This is a genomic window from Litoribacillus peritrichatus, assembly GCF_039537985.1.
In the GTDB taxonomy this organism is placed as follows: domain Bacteria; phylum Pseudomonadota; class Gammaproteobacteria; order Pseudomonadales; family Litoribrevibacteraceae; genus Litoribacillus; species Litoribacillus peritrichatus.
Map to the genome: position 1 here is coordinate 691,836 of NZ_BAABBN010000004.1, position 17,919 is coordinate 709,754.

At 44.4% G+C, this 17,919-nt stretch carries 19 protein-coding genes; 8 read left to right on the forward strand and 11 right to left on the reverse strand.

The window, feature by feature from the left end; translation table 11 throughout:
- Positions 1-13: 13 nt before the first annotated feature.
- From ABD744_RS04340 to ABD744_RS04360, 5 genes are all read right to left on the reverse strand, one after another.
- On the reverse strand, positions 14-280 hold the full coding sequence (locus tag ABD744_RS04340; RefSeq protein ID WP_344795822.1) for an MrpF/PhaF family protein: 267 nt from the start codon (positions 278-280) through the stop codon (positions 14-16).
- Positions 277-753, reverse strand: a complete 477-nt coding sequence (locus ABD744_RS04345) for a Na+/H+ antiporter subunit E (RefSeq protein WP_344795824.1) — start codon at positions 751-753, stop codon at positions 277-279. The genes ABD744_RS04340 and ABD744_RS04345 overlap by 4 nt, the downstream gene beginning before the upstream one ends.
- Positions 754-1,000: 247 nt before the next feature.
- Positions 1,001-1,918 carry a hypothetical protein gene (locus ABD744_RS04350; RefSeq protein WP_344795826.1) on the reverse strand — a complete coding sequence of 306 codons (918 nt, stop codon included), beginning with the start codon at positions 1,916-1,918 and terminating at the stop codon, positions 1,001-1,003.
- Positions 1,915-2,295 carry a L,D-transpeptidase gene (locus ABD744_RS04355; protein WP_344795828.1) on the reverse strand — a complete coding sequence of 127 codons (381 nt, stop codon included), beginning with the start codon at positions 2,293-2,295 and terminating at the stop codon, positions 1,915-1,917. The genes ABD744_RS04350 and ABD744_RS04355 overlap by 4 nt, the downstream gene beginning before the upstream one ends.
- 554 nt (positions 2,296-2,849) lie before the next feature.
- Positions 2,850-3,704, reverse strand: a complete 855-nt coding sequence (locus ABD744_RS04360) for a LysR family transcriptional regulator (RefSeq protein ID WP_344795830.1) — start codon at positions 3,702-3,704, stop codon at positions 2,850-2,852.
- Between the two features lie 107 nt (positions 3,705-3,811).
- Here ABD744_RS04360 and ABD744_RS04365 point away from each other — a divergent pair, with 107 nt between their 5' ends.
- Positions 3,812-4,471, forward strand: a complete 660-nt coding sequence (locus ABD744_RS04365; protein WP_344795832.1) for an FMN-dependent NADH-azoreductase — start codon at positions 3,812-3,814, stop codon at positions 4,469-4,471.
- Between the two features lie 94 nt (positions 4,472-4,565).
- Here ABD744_RS04365 and ABD744_RS04370 read toward each other — a convergent pair whose 3' ends face one another.
- Positions 4,566-5,453, reverse strand: a complete 888-nt coding sequence (locus tag ABD744_RS04370; RefSeq protein ID WP_344795834.1) for a metal-dependent hydrolase — start codon at positions 5,451-5,453, stop codon at positions 4,566-4,568.
- Positions 5,454-5,579: 126 nt separating this feature from the next.
- On the opposite strand from ABD744_RS04370, the gene ABD744_RS04375 reads away from it, so the two are divergent.
- The 3 genes from ABD744_RS04375 (at position 5,580) to ABD744_RS04385 (ending at position 9,032) form a co-directional block, all read left to right on the forward strand.
- Entirely contained in the window at positions 5,580-6,614 is a 1,035-nt protein-coding gene (locus ABD744_RS04375; RefSeq protein ID WP_344795836.1) for an AraC family transcriptional regulator, read from the forward strand.
- Positions 6,615-6,965: 351 nt separating this feature from the next.
- The gene (locus ABD744_RS04380) at positions 6,966-7,571 is read left to right on the forward strand and encodes a substrate-binding periplasmic protein (protein ID WP_425562119.1); all 606 of its coding nucleotides are present in this window, start codon (positions 6,966-6,968) and stop codon (positions 7,569-7,571) included.
- A gap of 147 nt (positions 7,572-7,718) precedes the next feature.
- Positions 7,719-9,032 (forward strand): phosphatidylserine decarboxylase family protein, encoded by a 1,314-nt coding sequence (locus ABD744_RS04385; protein ID WP_344795838.1) that lies wholly within the window; start codon positions 7,719-7,721, stop codon positions 9,030-9,032.
- 99 nt (positions 9,033-9,131) lie between these two features.
- Here the strand turns inward: ABD744_RS04385 and ABD744_RS04390 are convergent, their stop codons facing one another.
- From ABD744_RS04390 to ABD744_RS04405, 4 genes are all read right to left on the reverse strand, one after another.
- Positions 9,132-10,016, reverse strand: a complete 885-nt coding sequence (locus ABD744_RS04390; protein ID WP_344795840.1) for an HvfC/BufC family peptide modification chaperone — start codon at positions 10,014-10,016, stop codon at positions 9,132-9,134.
- 11 nt (positions 10,017-10,027) lie between these two features.
- Positions 10,028-10,972 (reverse strand): MNIO family bufferin maturase, encoded by a 945-nt coding sequence (bufB, locus tag ABD744_RS04395; RefSeq protein WP_344795842.1) that lies wholly within the window; start codon positions 10,970-10,972, stop codon positions 10,028-10,030.
- A gap of 45 nt (positions 10,973-11,017) precedes the next feature.
- Entirely contained in the window at positions 11,018-13,219 is a 2,202-nt protein-coding gene (locus ABD744_RS04400; RefSeq protein WP_344795844.1) for a ferritin-like domain-containing protein, read from the reverse strand.
- Between the two features lie 191 nt (positions 13,220-13,410).
- Positions 13,411-13,677 carry a LysE family transporter gene (locus tag ABD744_RS04405; RefSeq protein WP_344795846.1) on the reverse strand — a complete coding sequence of 89 codons (267 nt, stop codon included), beginning with the start codon at positions 13,675-13,677 and terminating at the stop codon, positions 13,411-13,413.
- A 99-nt stretch (positions 13,678-13,776) separates the two neighbouring features.
- Here ABD744_RS04405 and ABD744_RS04410 point away from each other — a divergent pair, with 99 nt between their 5' ends.
- A complete protein-coding gene (locus ABD744_RS04410; RefSeq protein WP_344795848.1) occupies positions 13,777-14,073 on the forward strand; it encodes a hypothetical protein in 297 nt (98 codons plus the stop codon).
- A 169-nt stretch (positions 14,074-14,242) separates the two neighbouring features.
- A complete protein-coding gene (gene pyk, locus ABD744_RS04415; RefSeq protein WP_344795850.1) occupies positions 14,243-15,691 on the forward strand; it encodes a pyruvate kinase in 1,449 nt (482 codons plus the stop codon).
- A 75-nt stretch (positions 15,692-15,766) separates the two neighbouring features.
- Here pyk and ABD744_RS04420 read toward each other — a convergent pair whose 3' ends face one another.
- Positions 15,767-16,045, reverse strand: coding sequence for a peptidylprolyl isomerase (locus ABD744_RS04420; protein ID WP_344795852.1), 279 nt, complete (start codon positions 16,043-16,045; stop codon positions 15,767-15,769).
- A 165-nt stretch (positions 16,046-16,210) separates the two neighbouring features.
- On the opposite strand from ABD744_RS04420, the gene lepB reads away from it, so the two are divergent.
- Both lepB and ABD744_RS04430 read left to right on the forward strand, forming a co-directional pair.
- Positions 16,211-17,014 (forward strand): signal peptidase I, encoded by an 804-nt coding sequence (lepB, locus tag ABD744_RS04425; RefSeq protein ID WP_344795854.1) that lies wholly within the window; start codon positions 16,211-16,213, stop codon positions 17,012-17,014.
- A gap of 190 nt (positions 17,015-17,204) precedes the next feature.
- Entirely contained in the window at positions 17,205-17,912 is a 708-nt protein-coding gene (locus ABD744_RS04430) for a hypothetical protein (protein ID WP_344795856.1), read from the forward strand.
- Positions 17,913-17,919 lie beyond the last annotated feature (7 nt).

The following is a 17,919-nucleotide window of genomic DNA, read 5'->3' on the forward strand; positions in this document are numbered from 1 at the left end:
GTTATGTTAGTTGTTATTCTGTAGGCGTCGTGTACTCGAAAAACCTAAGTACTGCTACCATTCCAATAAAGTTAATCAGTGCGTAAACGATGGCAATGTCCAGAAATTCTGGTCGCCCCATCAGAAAGCCGACGGCCGCGATGAACAGAACGGTCTTGGTTCCGAACATGTTGACGCCGAGAATTCGATCGTAAACGGTTGGTGCTTTGAAAGCCCTGCAAAGAGCCAGCGACATCACAACCAAAATTGCGATGCAAACTGCTGCTAAAATTGCCGTCATTTTTTATCGCTCCAGAGACTTATGATTTTGCGTTCCATATCTCCTTGCTCCAGTTGGTCGATGGAAGCTTTTTCCAAGGCATGGACAGTTACTTCGCCATCTTTTAGATCAACGCTAAGCGTACCGGGAGTCAGAGTGATTGAGTTTGCGTACAGGACGTGAGCTTTAGGAGTGACGTTTTTGATGGAGACTTTTGCCAGAGAAGGAGAAAGTTTGTCGGGAGAGCCCCAAATTAACTTAGTAACATGAATGCTTGAGCTGACTACCTGCCCTGCAAGCCACGCCAGATACCGAAACATTTGGAAGCCTGAGCTTACGTGCTTTGGCTCTTGATCGACTGCGTCCATTCGTTTCAAAACCACTAGAACGACAGCGATTGAAACTGCGCCAAAACTTAGCAGTAACGGTTGAATGTATCCTGAAAGTAATACCCAGAATACAGTGAGTAACGCTGCCCATTTGACGATATGCATAAAGAACTATCACCTAACTGTTTGGTTTAGCTTAGTTTAGTTTTGTGGAAGTATAGTAAAAAAATGATAATTATTTCCAGAGAAATTTGAATCTGGCTCGTTTTTTGATGTGTTGCCTGATGGTGTGATTCGACTTGTCGGGTAAGTTAATCCCTTCTTCTGATCAGGAAAATGAGTTGGAATTTTGGAAAATTTGGGATTGAGAAACCCCCAGCTTAAGCGCAGGGGGGATTTATGTATTTCTAAATCAATTGATGTTTAGTTGTTGTTTTTTAAGCTCGCCAGAATCGCTAATACAAACCAAATTTTTATTATCAGTAATAATGGCATCTAAAGCTGAACTTCCTGCGCATTTCTGCGAGGATGTTGGCTCAGCGGAGGGTAGTGAATAGGTGTTAATGGTTTCACCTATCGTAACAAGTTGATTATTTAAACAACGCGTAAATGACACATTTGGTGCCTTTATTACATTGATGATTTTTCCTGTCGAAACGTCCCTGATGGCATACTTCCAGTTGTCCGTGTTGTTATTTGTTTGATGGAAGGTGTCTTCTACTAAATAATCTGAACACAAAATTGGAGCTCCTCCCCATAGACCTTCTTTGGTCCAGGGCTTGGAGCCTTTTCTTGAGCATTGTGCAGCCTGATCTGCGTTTTTGTTTTTACAGACAATGGATGCTGTTGCGTCAATAGTGATCACTGCGGCTTGTTGGTGGAATGTGTTTCCTGTTGCGATCACTCCTTTGTCGGTGAGTTGGTATTCATCCCCCATAAACCCAATAAAACGAATAGTGTTTTGTTGAGTTGAAAGTGTAGTTATAGAATCCGGTAACTTTGACCAGCGATTTAGTTCATCACCTGAAAAAGAGAGCTTAATTAATTCTTCTGTTATTTCGTCGTTTTCAAGAACTTCTGTTATGAGCAGTAGACCGTCAGTTAATAGTAAAATTTGTTGAAGTGAATACACATCAAGCTTTTTACTGTTAAGTAACCTAAGGTCTTCATCCAGCCAGATTATGTTTCCATTGCGTTCCCAGGCAAGGTAGTGCTCCGGTTCAGAGGAGGGTAATAATTCAATGTTGCTCACTTTTAAAGCAGAAGATGGTTGCTCCAAATGGCTACAGCCAAGAGTCAGAAGCATAATTATTAAGAATAAATTCTTCACTTGATTGATCCTGTGAATCTTTCCGTATATTTATGTACTGTAAAGAGGGTTCCTCTTTTAAATGCACCTATAGAAAATAGTTTATCGCGATCAGTAGGCTTTAAATGTATGCATCCATGGGAAGGGTAAAGTCGTACAGGTAATTTTTGTGCGTATTCAGCTTCGTTATCAGGAGTGGTGTGAAACATTTCTCCTGAAAGGGTTTCCCTGCCGTCTAACTTTCCATTGTTGTTTAAATCTTTGAAATAACGAATCGCTACTGGGCCAAAATCATTGAAAATCCAGGTTTTTGGCACTTTGGGGGATACATCTTTTCCATATAAACTTTCATGTTGTTTAATAACATCTTGTCGTTCAATTCCATGGTCTTTTAACAATGAGGCCCACTTCCCATTTCTTAACTTATACCAAAATCAGGAGTCGCTGGTGGTTTGGCTGGTTTATCCATTAATAGGGTGCCCCATTTAATAGCAGACCAAGCCCAGGTAGGAGTACGGTAAGCATGAGCTTTATCTATTATGAACGTACCAGCAGTAGTTGGTTGCTCTGCCATTCTGGGGTCATCACCTAGACTTGAAGGCCCACCCATTGCGTCAAAACGATAAGGGATATGCCCAGCTTTATTTTTTACGACGATTAAATCTTGACCAGGGAAAAGTGTAATTCCATTTACATTGCCTTTTTTGTAATGGTAGCGCGTTGCTCAGAATAAAGTGCGAAAGGCTATAGGGTTTGCGAGTTGGGTTAGCGAACACTAAAAAATCTATTAAGCTCTTGTGTACTAGGATGATTCTATTATCGGATTAGTACACACAATAGGGATGTTACAAGACGTTACTATTTGCTGCAGTGACTTAGTTTGCATCTAAGGGGGCAGGGCAATACTTGTATTAATATAAGCTGAATTTCTTACTTTAGGTGCTAATGTATTTTACCCAATCTCTTTTGTTAACCAATCACTGAAGTATTTCACGGCGCTTATGTCTTTTCGTTCTGGATTTTTTCGCAACCAGTAGCTGTATCCTGCAAATACAGGTTGCGACTTATCTTGAATGATCCAGCCGTGTGACAGTGCAGTTGCACTAAGTACGTTGCTGAGCAACCCATAGCCTTGACCTGTCATGATGGCTTGCAGGACGAAGTATTCTTGTTCGAAGGTTTTTATCGTGAATTGTTCAGGGTCAATGGCACTTTGCCAATCTATGTTTTTGAGTAAGCCGTTTTCCGGCCAGTGAGTGACAAACAGAGCGGGTTTTTCATTGTTTGGTGGCTGGTATTGTTGGCTGTGATATATGGCCATTTCTTCAGTGCAAAGGTATGTCTCGTCGGGCGCGTTTTCGTCTAAACCATAACGTAAAGCGAGATCAATGTGTTTTTCACGATTTAAATTGATCAGACTATCGCTAGCGCATATTTTTAACGTGCTGTTTGGAAACAGACTATTTATTTGGGCGCTTTTGGGGGTTAGCCAAAGCGCGGCAAAAGAATTACAGCAGGAAATTGAAATATCGTTTTTGTTCTGATGAAGTTCGTTCAACGTGTGATCCAGCGCTTTGAAGGCATTATCGCAAGTCTCTGCGAGTTTGATGCCTGCAGGCGTAAGGCTAATTGCGCGGGTATGACGCTCGAATAATTGCACTCTGAGCTGAGACTCCAATGCTTTGATCTGGTGAGATACCGCCGTAGGGGTGATGTTGAGTGCTTTTGCGGCGTCTTTAAAACTAAGGAAATCGGCGGCAATGGTGAAGGTTTTTAAATAGTTTAAGGAAGATATTTGATCTAACATGATGTGCTCTATGGATAACTATAAATAATTTATAGGTTTATAAAACTCAATTGTCGCGGTCGTAGCTTATAAGCAATATAGCGCTTGAGCAGACAATGGAGTTAAAAATGAAAACCATCTTATATATCAGTAGTAGTGCCAGGCAGTTTACCCCGGAACAAGTTGACCATCAATCCATCAGTCGGGCGCTGGGGGAGGCATTTATTCAAGAATTTAAAGTGCACTACAGTCAAACAGAAGTTATCTATAGGGATTTGTCGGTCACTCCTCCATCCTTTATTTCGACGGATTTTTTGGCAGCATCTTTTGGTGATGATTCAAAGGGTGAGCAACAAGCGGTATTGGCTGAGTCAGACGCTTTAATTCAAGAGGTGATTGACGCCGATGTGATTGTGTTGTCCAGCCCTATGTACAACTATGGGATGCCTGCAGTCTTGAAAGCCTGGTTTGATCAGGTCATTCGAATTAATAAAACCTTTACCTTTGATTTAGCAAGAGGCGACAAGCCTTTAAGCCCGATTTTAAGTGGCAAACAACTGGTGTTGCTGGCTTCTTGGGGTGAGTTCGATTTTAAAAAAGGCGACTCTCAGTATTTTATGAATCACCTGACCAGCCATATTGAGCAATTGGCACCTTATCTTGGGGCTGAACGCTTTTTTGAAGTCGCATCGGAATATCAAGAGTTCAACGACAAGCGGCATCTTGAATCTAAAGCGCAAGCTTTTGTTGAAGCGAAAGTCCTTGCCAGGGAGCTTGCTTTAACTTAGGGAGAACAGAACTCTCATTCAAATCGTCAGAGCCGACAGTGGGGCGCATTTCTTAAAAACCAGAAAGGCCTCACTTCGAAGGGCTTAACCAGTTTTAAGCATGGCTGGTGGCTTCTGTTTTCTTAAACAGGTCGGAAGCACGATCAAACTCAGCTTGATAGTGGGTTTGCTGCCATTGGTCTATCAGGGTTTGGTTCTGATGATCCCACGGATGAAAGTCTTTACGGAAAAAGTCCAGATATGGCTTTCGCAAACTTCTCAGTAAGCCTTTTTGGCCAAACATAAAGGATGAATAACCTTTCACGTCTTGCCAGCTGGGTTTGATGTTTGACCATCTCAATAAACGGAAAGTGTATTTGGTGATGCGCCATGAAAATAATAGGGATGCTTCTACCAGGGCTTTTCTGAGCAGTTTGCGGTCTCCATCACAGGTCATAAATAAATCAAACGCGACCGCTTTGTGTTCTATTTCCTCCACAGTATGCCATAACATGAGGTGTTTTATGGTGTCGTTCATACCGTCTAATGTACGGGTGTCTCTTAAGAAATAATCTGACATTATGGCGGTTAGGTGCTCGAAACAAACAGTGTACGCCAAGCGGTGTCGATCCGTTTTGCCGTTGATGGTCCACTGGAGATCTTTTTCAAAATCACTTTCCAAACGAACTGCGTCAAATCCCAGTTCTTTTAATGCCTGGTTGAAGCGCTTGTGCTGAAAGCTATGATGACCTTCCTGGCCAATGAAACCTTTAATTTGTTTTTTTAGTTCGGCATCGTCTGTTTGATCTCGAAAACGGCGAACCGATTCAATGAACTCGCCTTCACCTGCCGGGAAGGTTGCCGAGAGCGCAGCGATGAATGCAGATTTGATCGGATTATCATCAAAAAAATATTTATCTGTGAGTTGTTCAAACGGAAAGTTCATTCGACGTGGTTGGATATCAATGTCTGAAGGGGTGGTTATATTTGATGTGTGACTCATTTCTTCCCTCGCTGTAATTTCTGTATTTTTGTGTTTTTTAATTTTGGGTTATTGAAATATGTCAAATTGATCGTCTTTTAAACAGGTGATAAGGTATCAACTTTATGGTGATTTGAGCTCAAAGTGATGTTGAATGAATCAGAGACTATGAACCTGGCGTCCGGGGACTATTTAGCAGTAGTGCGTGACTTTGCGATGAGTAAAGGCATTACTCCTCAGGCATTATTGTATGAAAGCCAGTTCACCATAGAACAATTAATTAACCCACCGCCGATGATTAACAACATGATGGTCAATCGTGTTGGGTTTAATTTATACAGTAATTTGCCAAACCCTGACTGTGACGTGGTGGAATTTGGGTTGGCTATGCCTTTGGCCACGCACGGATCACTGGGGTTAGCTGTTCACAGTGCGCCTGATATCCGGTCGGCGTACGATGTAGTGGTTTCGTATTTTAATACTCGGGTGAATTCATTGAGTATTGCCCTTGAGCGAAAAGGGTCGAATCATATTCTCAGTATTTATCTCAAACAAGGGGTTGTCACGGATGACCCGAGAGTGCTGTTTTTCTTTGATTTTGCGACCTTAATCAGCATCGCCAGCATTACACAAACCTATCTGAATGCGGATGACTTAAAGACAAAATTACGCATCAATGTGAACCAAAAAGAACCGATGGGATTTCCTCATCATTTATTGCCTGGCGCAGTGGAAGTCATGTTTGACCAGGAAAGCCTTGAACTTTGCATACCTGAGGAGTGGATGGGCCAACCACTGGCTTCTGGTAATGAGGTGTTTGCCCAAGCCGCTATGGACAAATGCCAGTCGGAGCTACTGAAACTCAGCCCAAAAGACACCGTCACCAAAGTCAGAGATTTGGTTCAGAATTCGTTGTGTGACCTTATGTCTCTGTCGCAGGTAGCCAATGAGCTGCACATGTCACCTGCAACTCTGAAACGAAGATTAAAAGCCCGAGGTGTTACCTACCAAAGCATTAAAGATGAAGAGCGTTTTAAGCGAGCGAAGGCACTAATTCAACAGTGCGATTTATCCATGGAGGAAATATCAGACCAACTGGGGTTTGTGGATGCCTCGAACTTTACCAAGGCTTTTAAGGGCTGGTCGGGTGTCACGCCGAAGCAGTTTCAGTCAGGCCAATAGTTGCGTCCAAACGTCGTAATGAAGACGCAAAGCAAGCGTTTTTGGATTTGGAATCCGGAACGTATCCAGAAAACTCTTAAAAGACTTTTATTTTGAAAGAAAGCCCATAAAACGTTTATACAGCAGCTCTAAACTTCCTGACCTATAGTTAAATCTTCTTAATTGCTCGCTCTGTTAGGAGGTTGTATGTTTTTCCTTCGATTTATTTTAATCGTTCTCTTCACCGGAACCGTTTCTGCGTAAACGTCAGTAGAGATTTTTGGTGACGATTCTTATCCTCCATACTCCTATACCGAAAGTGGTCGTTTGACCGGTATTTACACGGTTATTTTGGAGCGAATTTTTCAGAATATGCCTGATTATAAAGTGAAGTTAACGCCCGTGCCTTGGAAACGGGGGTTGAAAATGGCGAAGCAAGGCAAATTGCTAGCACTTTATCCCCCTTATGCTCGCCCGGTTGAACGCCCTTATATGGATTACGACATGGCTATTTTGGATGAAGAACTGGCTGTCTTTTGCAGAAATGAAGTGCTCACAAAGCCGAGGCCGAACTGGCCGGAAGATTACTATGGACTGGACATCGGCAATAATGCTGGTTTCTTAGCGGGTGGAGATGCGTTTTGGGCTGCCGTAAAAGACAAAAAAATCAGCGTTCAGGAAACCAAAGGGACGCCCCGGAATTTATTAAAACTGATCGCCGGGCGAGTGGATTGTTATATGAACGATTCCCTGTCGATTCGGTGGGAACTCAAGAAGTTGCAAAGTGAAGGCAAATACGACGGAAGTAGCCTTTCTAAGGGCGCGGTTATCAGTAAAGAGCAAGGGTTTCTTGGCTTTTCCAAGGTGTCCAATGACTTTCCATATAAGAAAGATTTCAAATCAAAATATCTTCAAATTCTTAAAGAACTCAAGGCCAGCGGGGAAATTGATCGCATTGTAGATAAATATTTACAGTAATTTTTATAGGGGTGGTTTTATTTGTACATACCTTGCTGTGGCTGTAATCGGTTGTAATTTTCATCTGTTGAGTCTGCTCTATTCTAAGTGTTGGCTCAACTTTGAATACTCTGAGTTTCATTGGAAATTACGATAAGGAATGGAGATATGACCAGTCAGCAAGAGATTAATAAATCAAATTTAGAAACCATTAAATACCGCTTGGCCTATACCGAAAAACAACGGAAGTGCACCAATATTTGGCTGGGTGAAATTTTGAAAGAATTGGAATCGGTTCCTGAAGCATTGGAATGGCAGCCATCGGTAAAAAAGATGGCTGAGTTGATTGAAACCGACGGTGTTGTGCGCATGTATGTGACTCAAATGTTGGAAGAGTCTCATGGTAAAACCCGTTTCGATCAGGAAAGTAAGCTGAATAAAATCACTTCTATTGATCAACTGCTTAATGCGGTCAATTACATCATCACGAGAGCGCCTATTTTTGTTTACGACCCGCAAGACCCAGATGTGACCGGTGCCTATACATTCCCGATGTCTTCATTGTTTACTGAAATGATGGCCACCGACGCCGGTGAGAGTGCTTTTCGAAACGCAGCATTTAATGATGCGCTTACCGGGGTATTGCAGGCTTGGTGTGATTATTTGGACTCTGATTCATCTACCTCGGTGCTGAATGAAGGCAAGAATGGTTGGCTATCACCGGAAGGTCAGAAATACACGGATTTGCAAAACTTCGTAACGGACCCAAGCAAGCCTCATTTGGGTTTTACGTCTTATAATGATTTTTTTCATCGTGAAATTAAGCCGGAGCTGCGTCCTGTTGCCGCACCTGAAGATACTAAAGTGATTGTTTCACCGAACGATGGCTCGGTGTATCAGATCGTGAATAACATTCAGCAGTCGACTGACTTTTGGGCGAAAGGTCAGACGTATTCTTTGATCAATATTCTGAATAATGATCGCGAATTTGTCGAATACTTCGATGGCGGTGATATGGTCCAAACCTTTTTGAGCGGGAATGACTATCATCGTTTTCACTCACCGATTGATGGTACTGTGGTGAAGGCTGAGGTAGTGCAGGGCCTCACATTCAGCCAGCGGAGCAGCGAGCGTGAGCCGGGCGCTGGTACGGAGTCTTTGGGTTACGACGCAGCGGTAAATACCCGAGGCTTACTGTACATTCAAAGTGACGATAAAACGATTGGTACCGTTTGCGTTATTCCGATCGGCATTACTGAAATCTCTTCGGTTCGTTATGGTGACCATATCAAGGAAGGTTATCGAGTTAAGAAAGGTGAAGAGGTGGGGTATTTCAGCTACGGAGGTTCAACACTGTGTCTGTTGTTTGCTCCGGGCGCGGTTAAGAATTTTGTGGTTCAGCCGGATTCAAGAGTGAAGGGCGAGCAAACCGGATCTGTTGTACGGGTAAATGCTCAAATAGCGACGGCAAACGGCAGTTAGTCAATACAACGGCCAATGGAAAGTGACAAAGCCTGTCTGTTATCAAGTGATGATTGGGTAATGACTATGTGATCATTGCTTGTCTGCCGGTTTGTTGAGTTACATCGAGTAAGTTAACAAACCGGCTTCTATTGCCTCGGGAACCCAGTTGAGCGCTTGTCCTAAGACGGTCTGTGGGTGTTTGCGAAGTTGATTTGATGTTCTTAGTGCTGCTTGTTCAATGGATACGGTTTCAGCGCAGCTCTGTAAAAGTGTGTACTGCCAAGGTGACAATTCTTTGATTATTAATTGATAATTCAGCCGTGTGATTGCTACATAACTGGTTTTTTCTGCTGGCAGCTTGTAGGTCTGTTCGGACGTAAGCTTTTCAATGAGTGGAAGAATCGGGTAATCCAGCTCGAGCGTTCTTAAACAAGGTGGCGTTTGAATTTTGGTCTGTGCCGGTAGACCCGTCAGGAAGAAATAACTCGCATTGGCGGGTGAATCTGCTGCCATTTGTTCCATGCCTGGGGCTAACAGAACTTCAGTAATGGCCCGTTCATATTTTGCAATTTGCGCGGGCAGGTCAAATAAGGCTTTTTGTTCTGCCGAGATATTGTTGTTGGTGTCATTTGACGTACTGAACGCAGGCTTGGTTTCGTCCAGAAACTGTTCGAAGCGCTCGCCTAAGTAACACAAGCTCCAGTATTTAGATGGTGCAGAGACAATGAATGCCTTGGCAAACATTTCGAACAGTTCTTCGCCCATGAATTTTGCCAATAACGAATACTCAGAGGTTAGGCAGTCGACTAACCGGAGCACATAACCCGCCGCATATATATCCATTCTTCTATGGGCAGAAAGCTGCGGAGATGTTTTTACGATGTTCTCGAATTGAAGCCCGTTTAATTCGGTTGCAGTGTGTATCTTTTGTGGTAAATCGCCACGCACCGTGAGTACGGCTTTCATCCAGGCTTGCGTTTGATTTAAGGGTGGGTGATTCATCTTTGGGGTCTCTAAATCACGATGGGGGTTGAGATGGTTTGTTGGTGGCTGACCGTTACTACCGCCTCATCCGGCACATTGCCTGCCAAAGTCGCTTTGGCTTTGTTCAGCTCGGCAACCAACTCCGGGTAGGGCGGAATGTTCGCATCCCATTCCAGTAAAGTGGATACGCCTTGGGTTAACATTTGTGCCTGTTGGTATAAACGCCAGACAGGAGAAGGTACAGGTTGGTCGTGGGTGTCGATTAAGCAGTCACCGCAATGGGTCGGACCGGCAAGGTGCATTTGTATAATGTGGTCATGAGGTAAATCATTGATGTATTGCTCCGCTGAAAAACCATGGTTGAAAGCGGAGACGTATACGTTGTTAACGTCCAGCAATATTCCGCATTGAGTGTTTGCGACAAGCTCGTTAAAGAACTCGGGTTCCGAAAGATGGGAGTATTCATACTCCAAGTAGGTTGAGGGGTTTTCCAGTACCAATGGCCGTTCCAGAATATCCTGAACTTGGTTTACTCTTGAAATAACGTGGTTAAGGCTTTCATCGGTGAGGGGTAAAGGCAGTAAGTCGTGGCTGTTAATGCCTGCAAAGCCTGTCCAACATAAGTGATCGGAAATCCATTCCGGCTTTATGAATTCAGCCAGTTCTTTTAACTTTCTCAGGTATTCCGAATTTAATGGGTCGGTGCTGCCGATGTTCATAGAAACACCGTGCATGACGATCGGCCGTTTTGCTCTCAGTTGTGCCAAAACGTGCCGACCATAACCGTAATTATCGATGAAGTTTTCACTGATGATTTCAAACCAGTCCACCATTGGGTCGTCATTGTTCATCAGGTAGGGGAAGTGTTGGCTTCGAAGGCCAACGCCAAACCCCAGGTTTGTTTTGGGGAGGGCGCTTAAGCCAGCGCTTGGCTGGCTTTTAGTTCCCAATTCATCCTTTTTATTATTAGGCAATTCCATCATCCTTTTTAGCCGTTGTTTGGCCTGTTAAGCAGTTACTTAGGTTGAAGGTGGCAAGGCAACACGGATGTCGGTGGCTTTGGGCGCTTCAGGAAGCACTACCTTATCGCCTTTTAATTTACTTAAGCCCTTAGCGTTGCAGTAGGCCTGCCATGCAATATCGTAAACGGGGTCGCCTTTTTTATATGGCATGGTTTTGGTTTTCGTTTTAGTGTCCGGATTTAAGTAATCGGTTGGCGAAAACGAAAAGTTGGGTTCATCTTCAAATTTGAACAACTGCATTTCGTAGCAGTCATCATCTTCGCTTTGTTCCGGGTACAATTGAGAGGCTGAGATGGGAACCGCACACCCTCCCAGGTTGTTGCATTTGTTATCGGCAGGAGCGCTTTTAACCCCTTTTGAAACGCTGCCGCCGCAGCTGCCGCCCGGTGTTGTGCTATGAACAAAGCCACAGCCACCTTGGGCTTTGCAGTCGTTAGACCCTTTACAGCTATGATAGGTAGTAACGGCGGCGCAACTGTCTGAATTGTCGCCTGGCATGTAATTCATGCCCTGACAAGCATGATATAAAATCTGGTCGGAGGGTGGTTTTATGCCTTCGATGAGATTAGGTACTTCACCGGTGACGGCCCAGCAAATTGAGACTCGGTCACCTGAACCGGCCATCGCCGGAGAAGGAAATTCACCGTTGGGGTCACTCCAGTATTTATCTAGGGTGGTGGTTAAACCTTTGATGGTCCCTACTGCACCTTGACTGAATGTAGTATGTGCTTTGGTTCGCTCCCCATCTCTGCCAAGGTTATTAAGCGCTGTTGCCACTTCTTCTGCAGATGGGATCTTATATTTTGTATTGCCTTTTTCCGGTTGTAAATCCGTTGCCTTCCAAGGTTCAGTAATGCCATTTTCCCGGTTGGATTTGTGCCAATCCTTCCAGGTCTGGTATTGATTTTTTCCTTCTGTACATCTGTGATCAATGATTAATTTCCCCACCTCGGCGAAGGTCTCATAGTGATCCAGGTTTTTCGCTTGAATGCGAGCAAACGCCTGGCCCGAAATTCCGTTTTTGATTTGATTCCCTTGGTCGTTGTACGCCGGATAATCTTTGATTAACGCATCCATATCAGGCTGGTACTTTTCTTCAACGTTATTTGCAGCCCGAGAGAAATCCGAGCGGAACTGCTGTGCCCATGGCTCGTTTGCCCAGCGGTTTAAGATATTTGGAACCACTTCCTTGCCTTCGCCCTGATCCGTAATGGCATCGATCATATTGATAAACTTAAGTTTGGTTCTGGTCAGTGTTTCATTAAAGGTGGTGTCAATGCCGGGGTACTGAGGGTCTTGATTGTCCGTTTTTTGATTAAACTGGTCTCGTTGAGGGGCTAAGCGCAGAAGCGTTCCCATCAAACTTGTGCCATCCGTGTATTCGATTTCCAAGTAATCCCAGTAACTGCTGTACATGTGGCCGATGGAGCCGAACAAAGGCAGGTCAGCTTCTGACATGGTTTCCCGGAACCAGTTAAAGGGTGCCTGTTCGAAATATTTCGGTAGCCCGTCCTCCTGATCCTGCAGTAATTCAGGTCTCAGGATTTCTTTGGCCCGTTCTTCGGTTTCTTCAATGGAAAGAAACAACGCGACCTGATCTTCATTAAGCTCATTTAATTCAACTTTGACGTCCTTCAGCTTAACTTCGTATCCTTCATATTCGACTTTGGCGTCGTCTCTGCAGTCTTTGAAATCCAAGATGTGTGGAATGGTGGTGTTGCCTTTTTGGTAGCAATGCCAGCCATAGGTAGGGGTTTGTAAGGCCGTACTTGTGAAACTCGGCGTTACCCCTAGACGATTCGCCATGTTAGCGGCCAGTTGCAGGTGGAGCATTTCTTCAATAAAAACACTGTAAACATGATTGAACACCTTTTCATTGGTGGTCAGAGGTAGATCTGGCTGTTTGCAGCCGGGTTGAAACACCGCTCCTGTCGGGGCTGAGCCTGGCCACCAACGGCCCTCATAAAAGTCTGAACCCTTCGAGTTAATCTGGTGCAGTCCTTTGACTGAATAGAGTGAGACCATGTACAGCGGAATGGTAAACAACTCCACATTTATGGCTGCCTGGGCAATGGCTTTGATGCACTTCAGGTCGGCCAGTTTATAAGACGGATCACGTTCTTTGATGTCTTTCAGTCGATCATTACTGACGGTTAAACTGGTCCGGGACTTGTCGACAATGAGGTGTTCCTGCTTCATTTTTATATTCTCCTAATCTGCTCATCAAGGCCGTTTAACTCGCTGTATTTATTGATTTTTTATAAGAGTTAAGCGGTTGTGCTGTTGTTTCATTTCAGACACATTTCAGACAATAAAGGCTAGTTCAGATCTTCTAGGAAAAAAATTACAGGGAATTACATTGAGTCGGACTGAATGAAATCCTCGAGCATTCATAACAGGCGGTTTTGAAGCTGCCAAACGCCAAACCCTATCAGGGCTGCTCCTGCGGTTTGGTTAATGCGGAGCATTGTAGTGTCGCTGATTTTATCCTGTAGGCGAGCAACACAGAGGGCCAAAACCAGCCACCACGCAGCGGAACCGATAAAAACACCCACTACGATGGTGGAGGATGACAGGGCATCTAAGGTGGTCTTTGCGCTTAACGCAGAAAATACAGCAATGATTTGCTTGGTGGTGGTATTTATCGAATTAAGCAAAATAAAATCATGCTATGGCTTTCAAGCGAGAAAATTCCTTATCCCAATGGTTTGTCGTGGCACGATGGGAAGTTATACGTTGCTAGCTGGGGGAAAGGCATGAATGCTGATTTCACAACACAAACATTGGGTGGCATTTACCATATCGATGAGGAAAACCCTGAGGCCGGCCTAACAGAGACTGTCTCCGCTTTAGGCAATCTAGATGGGATAGCCTGGATAGATGATCGGCTTTACGTCAGTGACTGGATCACAGGTGTTCTGTATAAGATTGATCACGGTGTTCGAGAGCCTGTCTTAACATTGGCACCGGGTTTGGCGGACATTGGCTCAGAGGGAAGGCTGCTATTTACACCTATGATGCATCAGGGCGAAGTGACTGCCTGGCGGTTATGAGCAGCGAATTCAGTTTGTCGTTAAGAGCAATACCGGATGGCCTGGGTCATTCGGGCCTTTTTGTCTCTGGGTTGATTTAAATTTGTTTTCTTTCAGTAAAGCTTCCTTCGCATTAAAACCAAAGAGTTGCTACTCTGTCGGGAATCAAAATGTACAAGGGAGAGTGTGAATGTTAAGACGAACTAAAATTGTGGCGACGTTGGGCCCGGCGACTGATTCTGAAGAATCTCTGGAAGCAATTATTAACGCTGGGGTTGATGTTGTTCGTTTAAACTTTTCTCATGGAGAGAGTGAGGACCACATTCAACGTGCCGAACGTGTTCGTTCTATTGCGAGCAAGCTGGGTCGTTTTGTCGCGGTTTTGGCGGATCTTCAAGGCCCCAAAATTCGAATTGCCCGATTCGCCAATGATAAAATCAAATTAAATGTGGGCGATAATTTTGCGCTTGATACTCGCCTGGGTGTTTCTGAAGGAAATCAGGACGCCGTAAACATTGATCATGAAGCGGTTATTCGAGATACCCACGAAGGTGATATTTTATTATTGGACGATGGCCGCATTGAGTTGTTGGTAAAATCCAATGACGGCGTTCGAATCGATTGCGAAGTTCTGATCGGTGGCGTACTTTCGAACAATAAAGGCATTAATAAAAAGGGCGGTGGGTTATCAGCTAAGGCATTAACGGACAAAGATAAAGCAGACATTAAGATAGCCGCAAAATTTGATGCTGACTATGTGGCTGTCTCTTTCCCCAGGGATGCCGAAGACATGAATGAAGCAAGAGCTTTGCTAAAAGAAGCAGGTTCGAATGCAGGGCTGATTGCTAAAATTGAACGCGCTGAGTTAGTGGCAGATAACGAGATGCTGGATGAAGTTATCCGAGTGTCTAACGGCGTTATGGTCGCTCGTGGTGATTTGGCGGTTGAGGTGGGAGATGCTGAGCTGGTGGCGATTCAAAAACACATCATCGCGCGTGCCCGAGCATTAAACCGGGTTGTTATTACCGCCACTCAGATGATGGAGTCCATGATTACCAGCCCTATGCCGACGCGGGCCGAAGTCTCTGATGTGGCGAACGCTGTCATTGATGGCACCGACGCTGTGATGTTGTCTGCGGAAACCGCTGTGGGTGAATATCCGGTTGAAGTGATTGAAGCCATGGATCGTATATGCACCGGCGCGGAGCGAAGCCCAACGACGCAATTGTCCCAGCACCGAATTCATGAGTCTTTTGAAGAAATCGACGAAAGTATTGCGCTGTCGGCCATGTATGCGGCGAACCACTTGCAGGGTGTTAAAGCCATCATCAGTATGACGGAAAAGGGCAAGACTCCACTGTTGATGTCCCGAATTCGATCTAAAATCCCTATTTTTTCATTCTCAGCACACGTTCAAACACAACGCCGCGTGGCTCTGTACCGAGGCGTTCAGACCATTCCTTTTGTGGCCGCAGACGTTGAAAATGGTTTAGTGAATCAATTTGCGGTGAATACCTTGTTGGAAAAAGGCATCGTGGAAGAGGGGGACTTGGTCATCTTGACGAAGGGCGATTACATTAAGGCGCAAGGTGGCACTAATACTATGAAAATTCTAAGAGTGGGCGATAAAATCCATTAGAAATGGTGATTGTTTATTACAAAAAAGCCGATCATTTGATCGGCTTTTTTGCGTAATCTGCTTATCTTTCGACAATTACGAACGGCTGGTTACTTCTAATAAGTGGTAACCGAATTGGGTTTTAACCGGGCCTAAGACTTTGTTCAGTTCGCCACTGAAAACCACTTCATCAAATTCTTTTACCATCTGGCCCGGGCCGAATTCACCCAGTGCGCCGCCAGCTTTGCCGGATGGGCAAGTTGAAAACTCTTTTGCTACTTCAGCGAAGTCTGTACCGCCTTCGATTTTTGCTTTCAGTTCGTTACATTTTTCTTCTGTGTCTACCAGAATGTGTCTTGCTGTGGCACGGGACATTAACTTTCTCCATATCTTAATTTGATTAACTAACCCTTTATGGGGACATAATTTTAATTTTCAATACTAGATCAGTGGGACACAGATGTCAGATAGGGTAGAATTCCGCCCAATCCGTAAACGTATTGTTCAATAGAATATTAATTTTCTACAAGGATGCAGAGAATGTTATATGACAGAAGTCCCACCACAGCAGGTTTTTTCTCGATAATTTATCCCGGCTTGGGGCAGCTCTATGCTGGCTCTCTTTCGAAGGGCATTGGGTGTTTGGGGTTCATTTTACTGACTATGTTGGCGCTGGGCAGTTTAGGGGTGCTTTCGACATTTTGGGGTTGTTTGATACTCGTTTCGGCCATTATTGCTGTTTATATTTATTCGATCGTTGATGCCGTCAGCTTGGCGAAAAAGTCAGGGCCAAATTATCAACCAGCAAGGTTCAATTCCTGGTACGGTTACCTTGGTTTTATTGCCGCAACGCAAGCGGTATTTTTTGCAGTGGGAATGAAGTCCGACACGCTTTTGGGCTACAGTTTGGTGGAAATGAGTTCAGACTCGATGAGACCTCAAGCTGAGTATCAAGATCTAGTTTTGGTTGATACTCGTGATTTTAGCCTTGAAGTTGGTAAACCTGTTGCTTTTCTGATGCCTAATACCGCTTTTAAGAAGGATATCAAGCGTGTTGCGGGTTTGCCTGGAGATCGCATTTCAATTATTTATGGCAAAGTTTACCGGAACGGTCAGCATGAAGGGCTGCTGGACGTAGAAGCTCAATACCGGCAACGTGAGTTATCTGAAAGTATGAATGAAAAAATCGTTCCTCAAGGCCATGTCTTTGTTTTGGGGGATGACAGGGATAACTCAAATGACAGCCGTTTTTGGGGTCACTTACCCTTTGAAAATATCTTGGGTGCCCCGACCGAAATTCTGGTCTCTGCCAATTTGTCGCAACTTGGCCATTCGTTGCAATAAAGATTATAAGCTCAATGGTTGATAGGGCCTGTATCAGGCATTGGGCTTCCATCCGCTTTTTCTCTTCCATAATACTTGACCTGCTTAACAAAAATTGAATTCAGTTTTGCTACATGGATGGCGACTGGGTATGTTACTCCTCTGTTTTTTAATAACTTTCTTTTTCAGGTTATGACAATAAGGATGTGTCATGGATATTATTATCAACCAATCCGTTCTCTCTCAGGTTGAACAACTCAAACGACTTTCAAATCGTGCGATTGGCAAAGACTTTAAAGATCAGGCTGAGCTTGCAATTCAAATGACGTTAGCCAGTGGTGCTGTGTATAACCGACTTCAGCGAACCTTCTCGGTACAAGTCACCAAGCAAGATCAAAAACGAGTGGCGGCCGGTCGAATAACCACCGAAAATGTGGAGTTTTCCCGAAAGTCCGGTGGCGGTTCGTCATTGCAAAATTTAGAAAGGGCCTTGCAGGTTGGCAGAGGGTTGCCGAGTAATGTACCTAAAACGGTCAATGAAGTTGCTGTTGCATCGACTCAACCTCAGGCGGTTAATATGCTTTCGTTACTGCACCCTATGCTAAAAGGCGATGTCACAAAAAATGATAATGGCATCCAGCGGGCTGCCAATGTTTTAGGTTTAGCGGCAACCACGGCAGGCTTTGTGGCCACATCGGGAGCTGCAGGAGCGGCGGTAAACTGGATAGGGCGCATAGCTACTTACTCTGGGTTCAGTATGTCTCTCATTAAACCGGATGCACCCGATAAAGCATTTCATCAGTTAACAAATTACATTGCTTGCTTAAGTGCGTGGTGTAAAAAGTCGTGTCAGTTGATTGATAACGCTGATCCGAATGGACAGTGGAGTTTTCGGGATGTGCCTTCAAGTATGGCGTAACCCCTTT

Excerpts from the sequence above, each read along its gene's own strand:
- ABD744_RS04400 (WP_344795844.1), bottom strand. The coding sequence starts at position 13,219 with ATGAAGCAGGAACACCTCATTGTCGACAAGTCCCGGACCAGTTTAACC.
- ABD744_RS04380 (WP_425562119.1), top strand. The coding sequence starts at position 6,966 with ATGCCTGATTATAAAGTGAAGTTAACGCCCGTGCCTTGGAAACGGGGG.
- ABD744_RS04385 (WP_344795838.1), top strand. The coding sequence starts at position 7,719 with ATGACCAGTCAGCAAGAGATTAATAAATCAAATTTAGAAACCATTAAA.
- ABD744_RS04390 (WP_344795840.1), bottom strand. The coding sequence starts at position 10,016 with ATGAATCACCCACCCTTAAATCAAACGCAAGCCTGGATGAAAGCCGTA.
- ABD744_RS04340 (WP_344795822.1), bottom strand. The coding sequence starts at position 280 with ATGACGGCAATTTTAGCAGCAGTTTGCATCGCAATTTTGGTTGTGATG.
- ABD744_RS04410 (WP_344795848.1), top strand. The coding sequence starts at position 13,777 with ATGAATGCTGATTTCACAACACAAACATTGGGTGGCATTTACCATATC.
- ABD744_RS04430 (WP_344795856.1), top strand. The coding sequence starts at position 17,205 with ATGGATATTATTATCAACCAATCCGTTCTCTCTCAGGTTGAACAACTC.
- ABD744_RS04365 (WP_344795832.1), top strand. The coding sequence starts at position 3,812 with ATGAAAACCATCTTATATATCAGTAGTAGTGCCAGGCAGTTTACCCCG.
- ABD744_RS04360 (WP_344795830.1), bottom strand. The coding sequence starts at position 3,704 with ATGTTAGATCAAATATCTTCCTTAAACTATTTAAAAACCTTCACCATT.
- pyk (WP_344795850.1), top strand. The coding sequence starts at position 14,243 with ATGTTAAGACGAACTAAAATTGTGGCGACGTTGGGCCCGGCGACTGAT.
- ABD744_RS04370 (WP_344795834.1), bottom strand. The coding sequence starts at position 5,453 with ATGAGTCACACATCAAATATAACCACCCCTTCAGACATTGATATCCAA.
- ABD744_RS04345 (WP_344795824.1), bottom strand. The coding sequence starts at position 753 with ATGCATATCGTCAAATGGGCAGCGTTACTCACTGTATTCTGGGTATTA.
- ABD744_RS04420 (WP_344795852.1), bottom strand. The coding sequence starts at position 16,045 with ATGTCCCGTGCCACAGCAAGACACATTCTGGTAGACACAGAAGAAAAA.
- lepB (WP_344795854.1), top strand. The coding sequence starts at position 16,211 with ATGTTATATGACAGAAGTCCCACCACAGCAGGTTTTTTCTCGATAATT.
- ABD744_RS04375 (WP_344795836.1), top strand. The coding sequence starts at position 5,580 with ATGTTGAATGAATCAGAGACTATGAACCTGGCGTCCGGGGACTATTTA.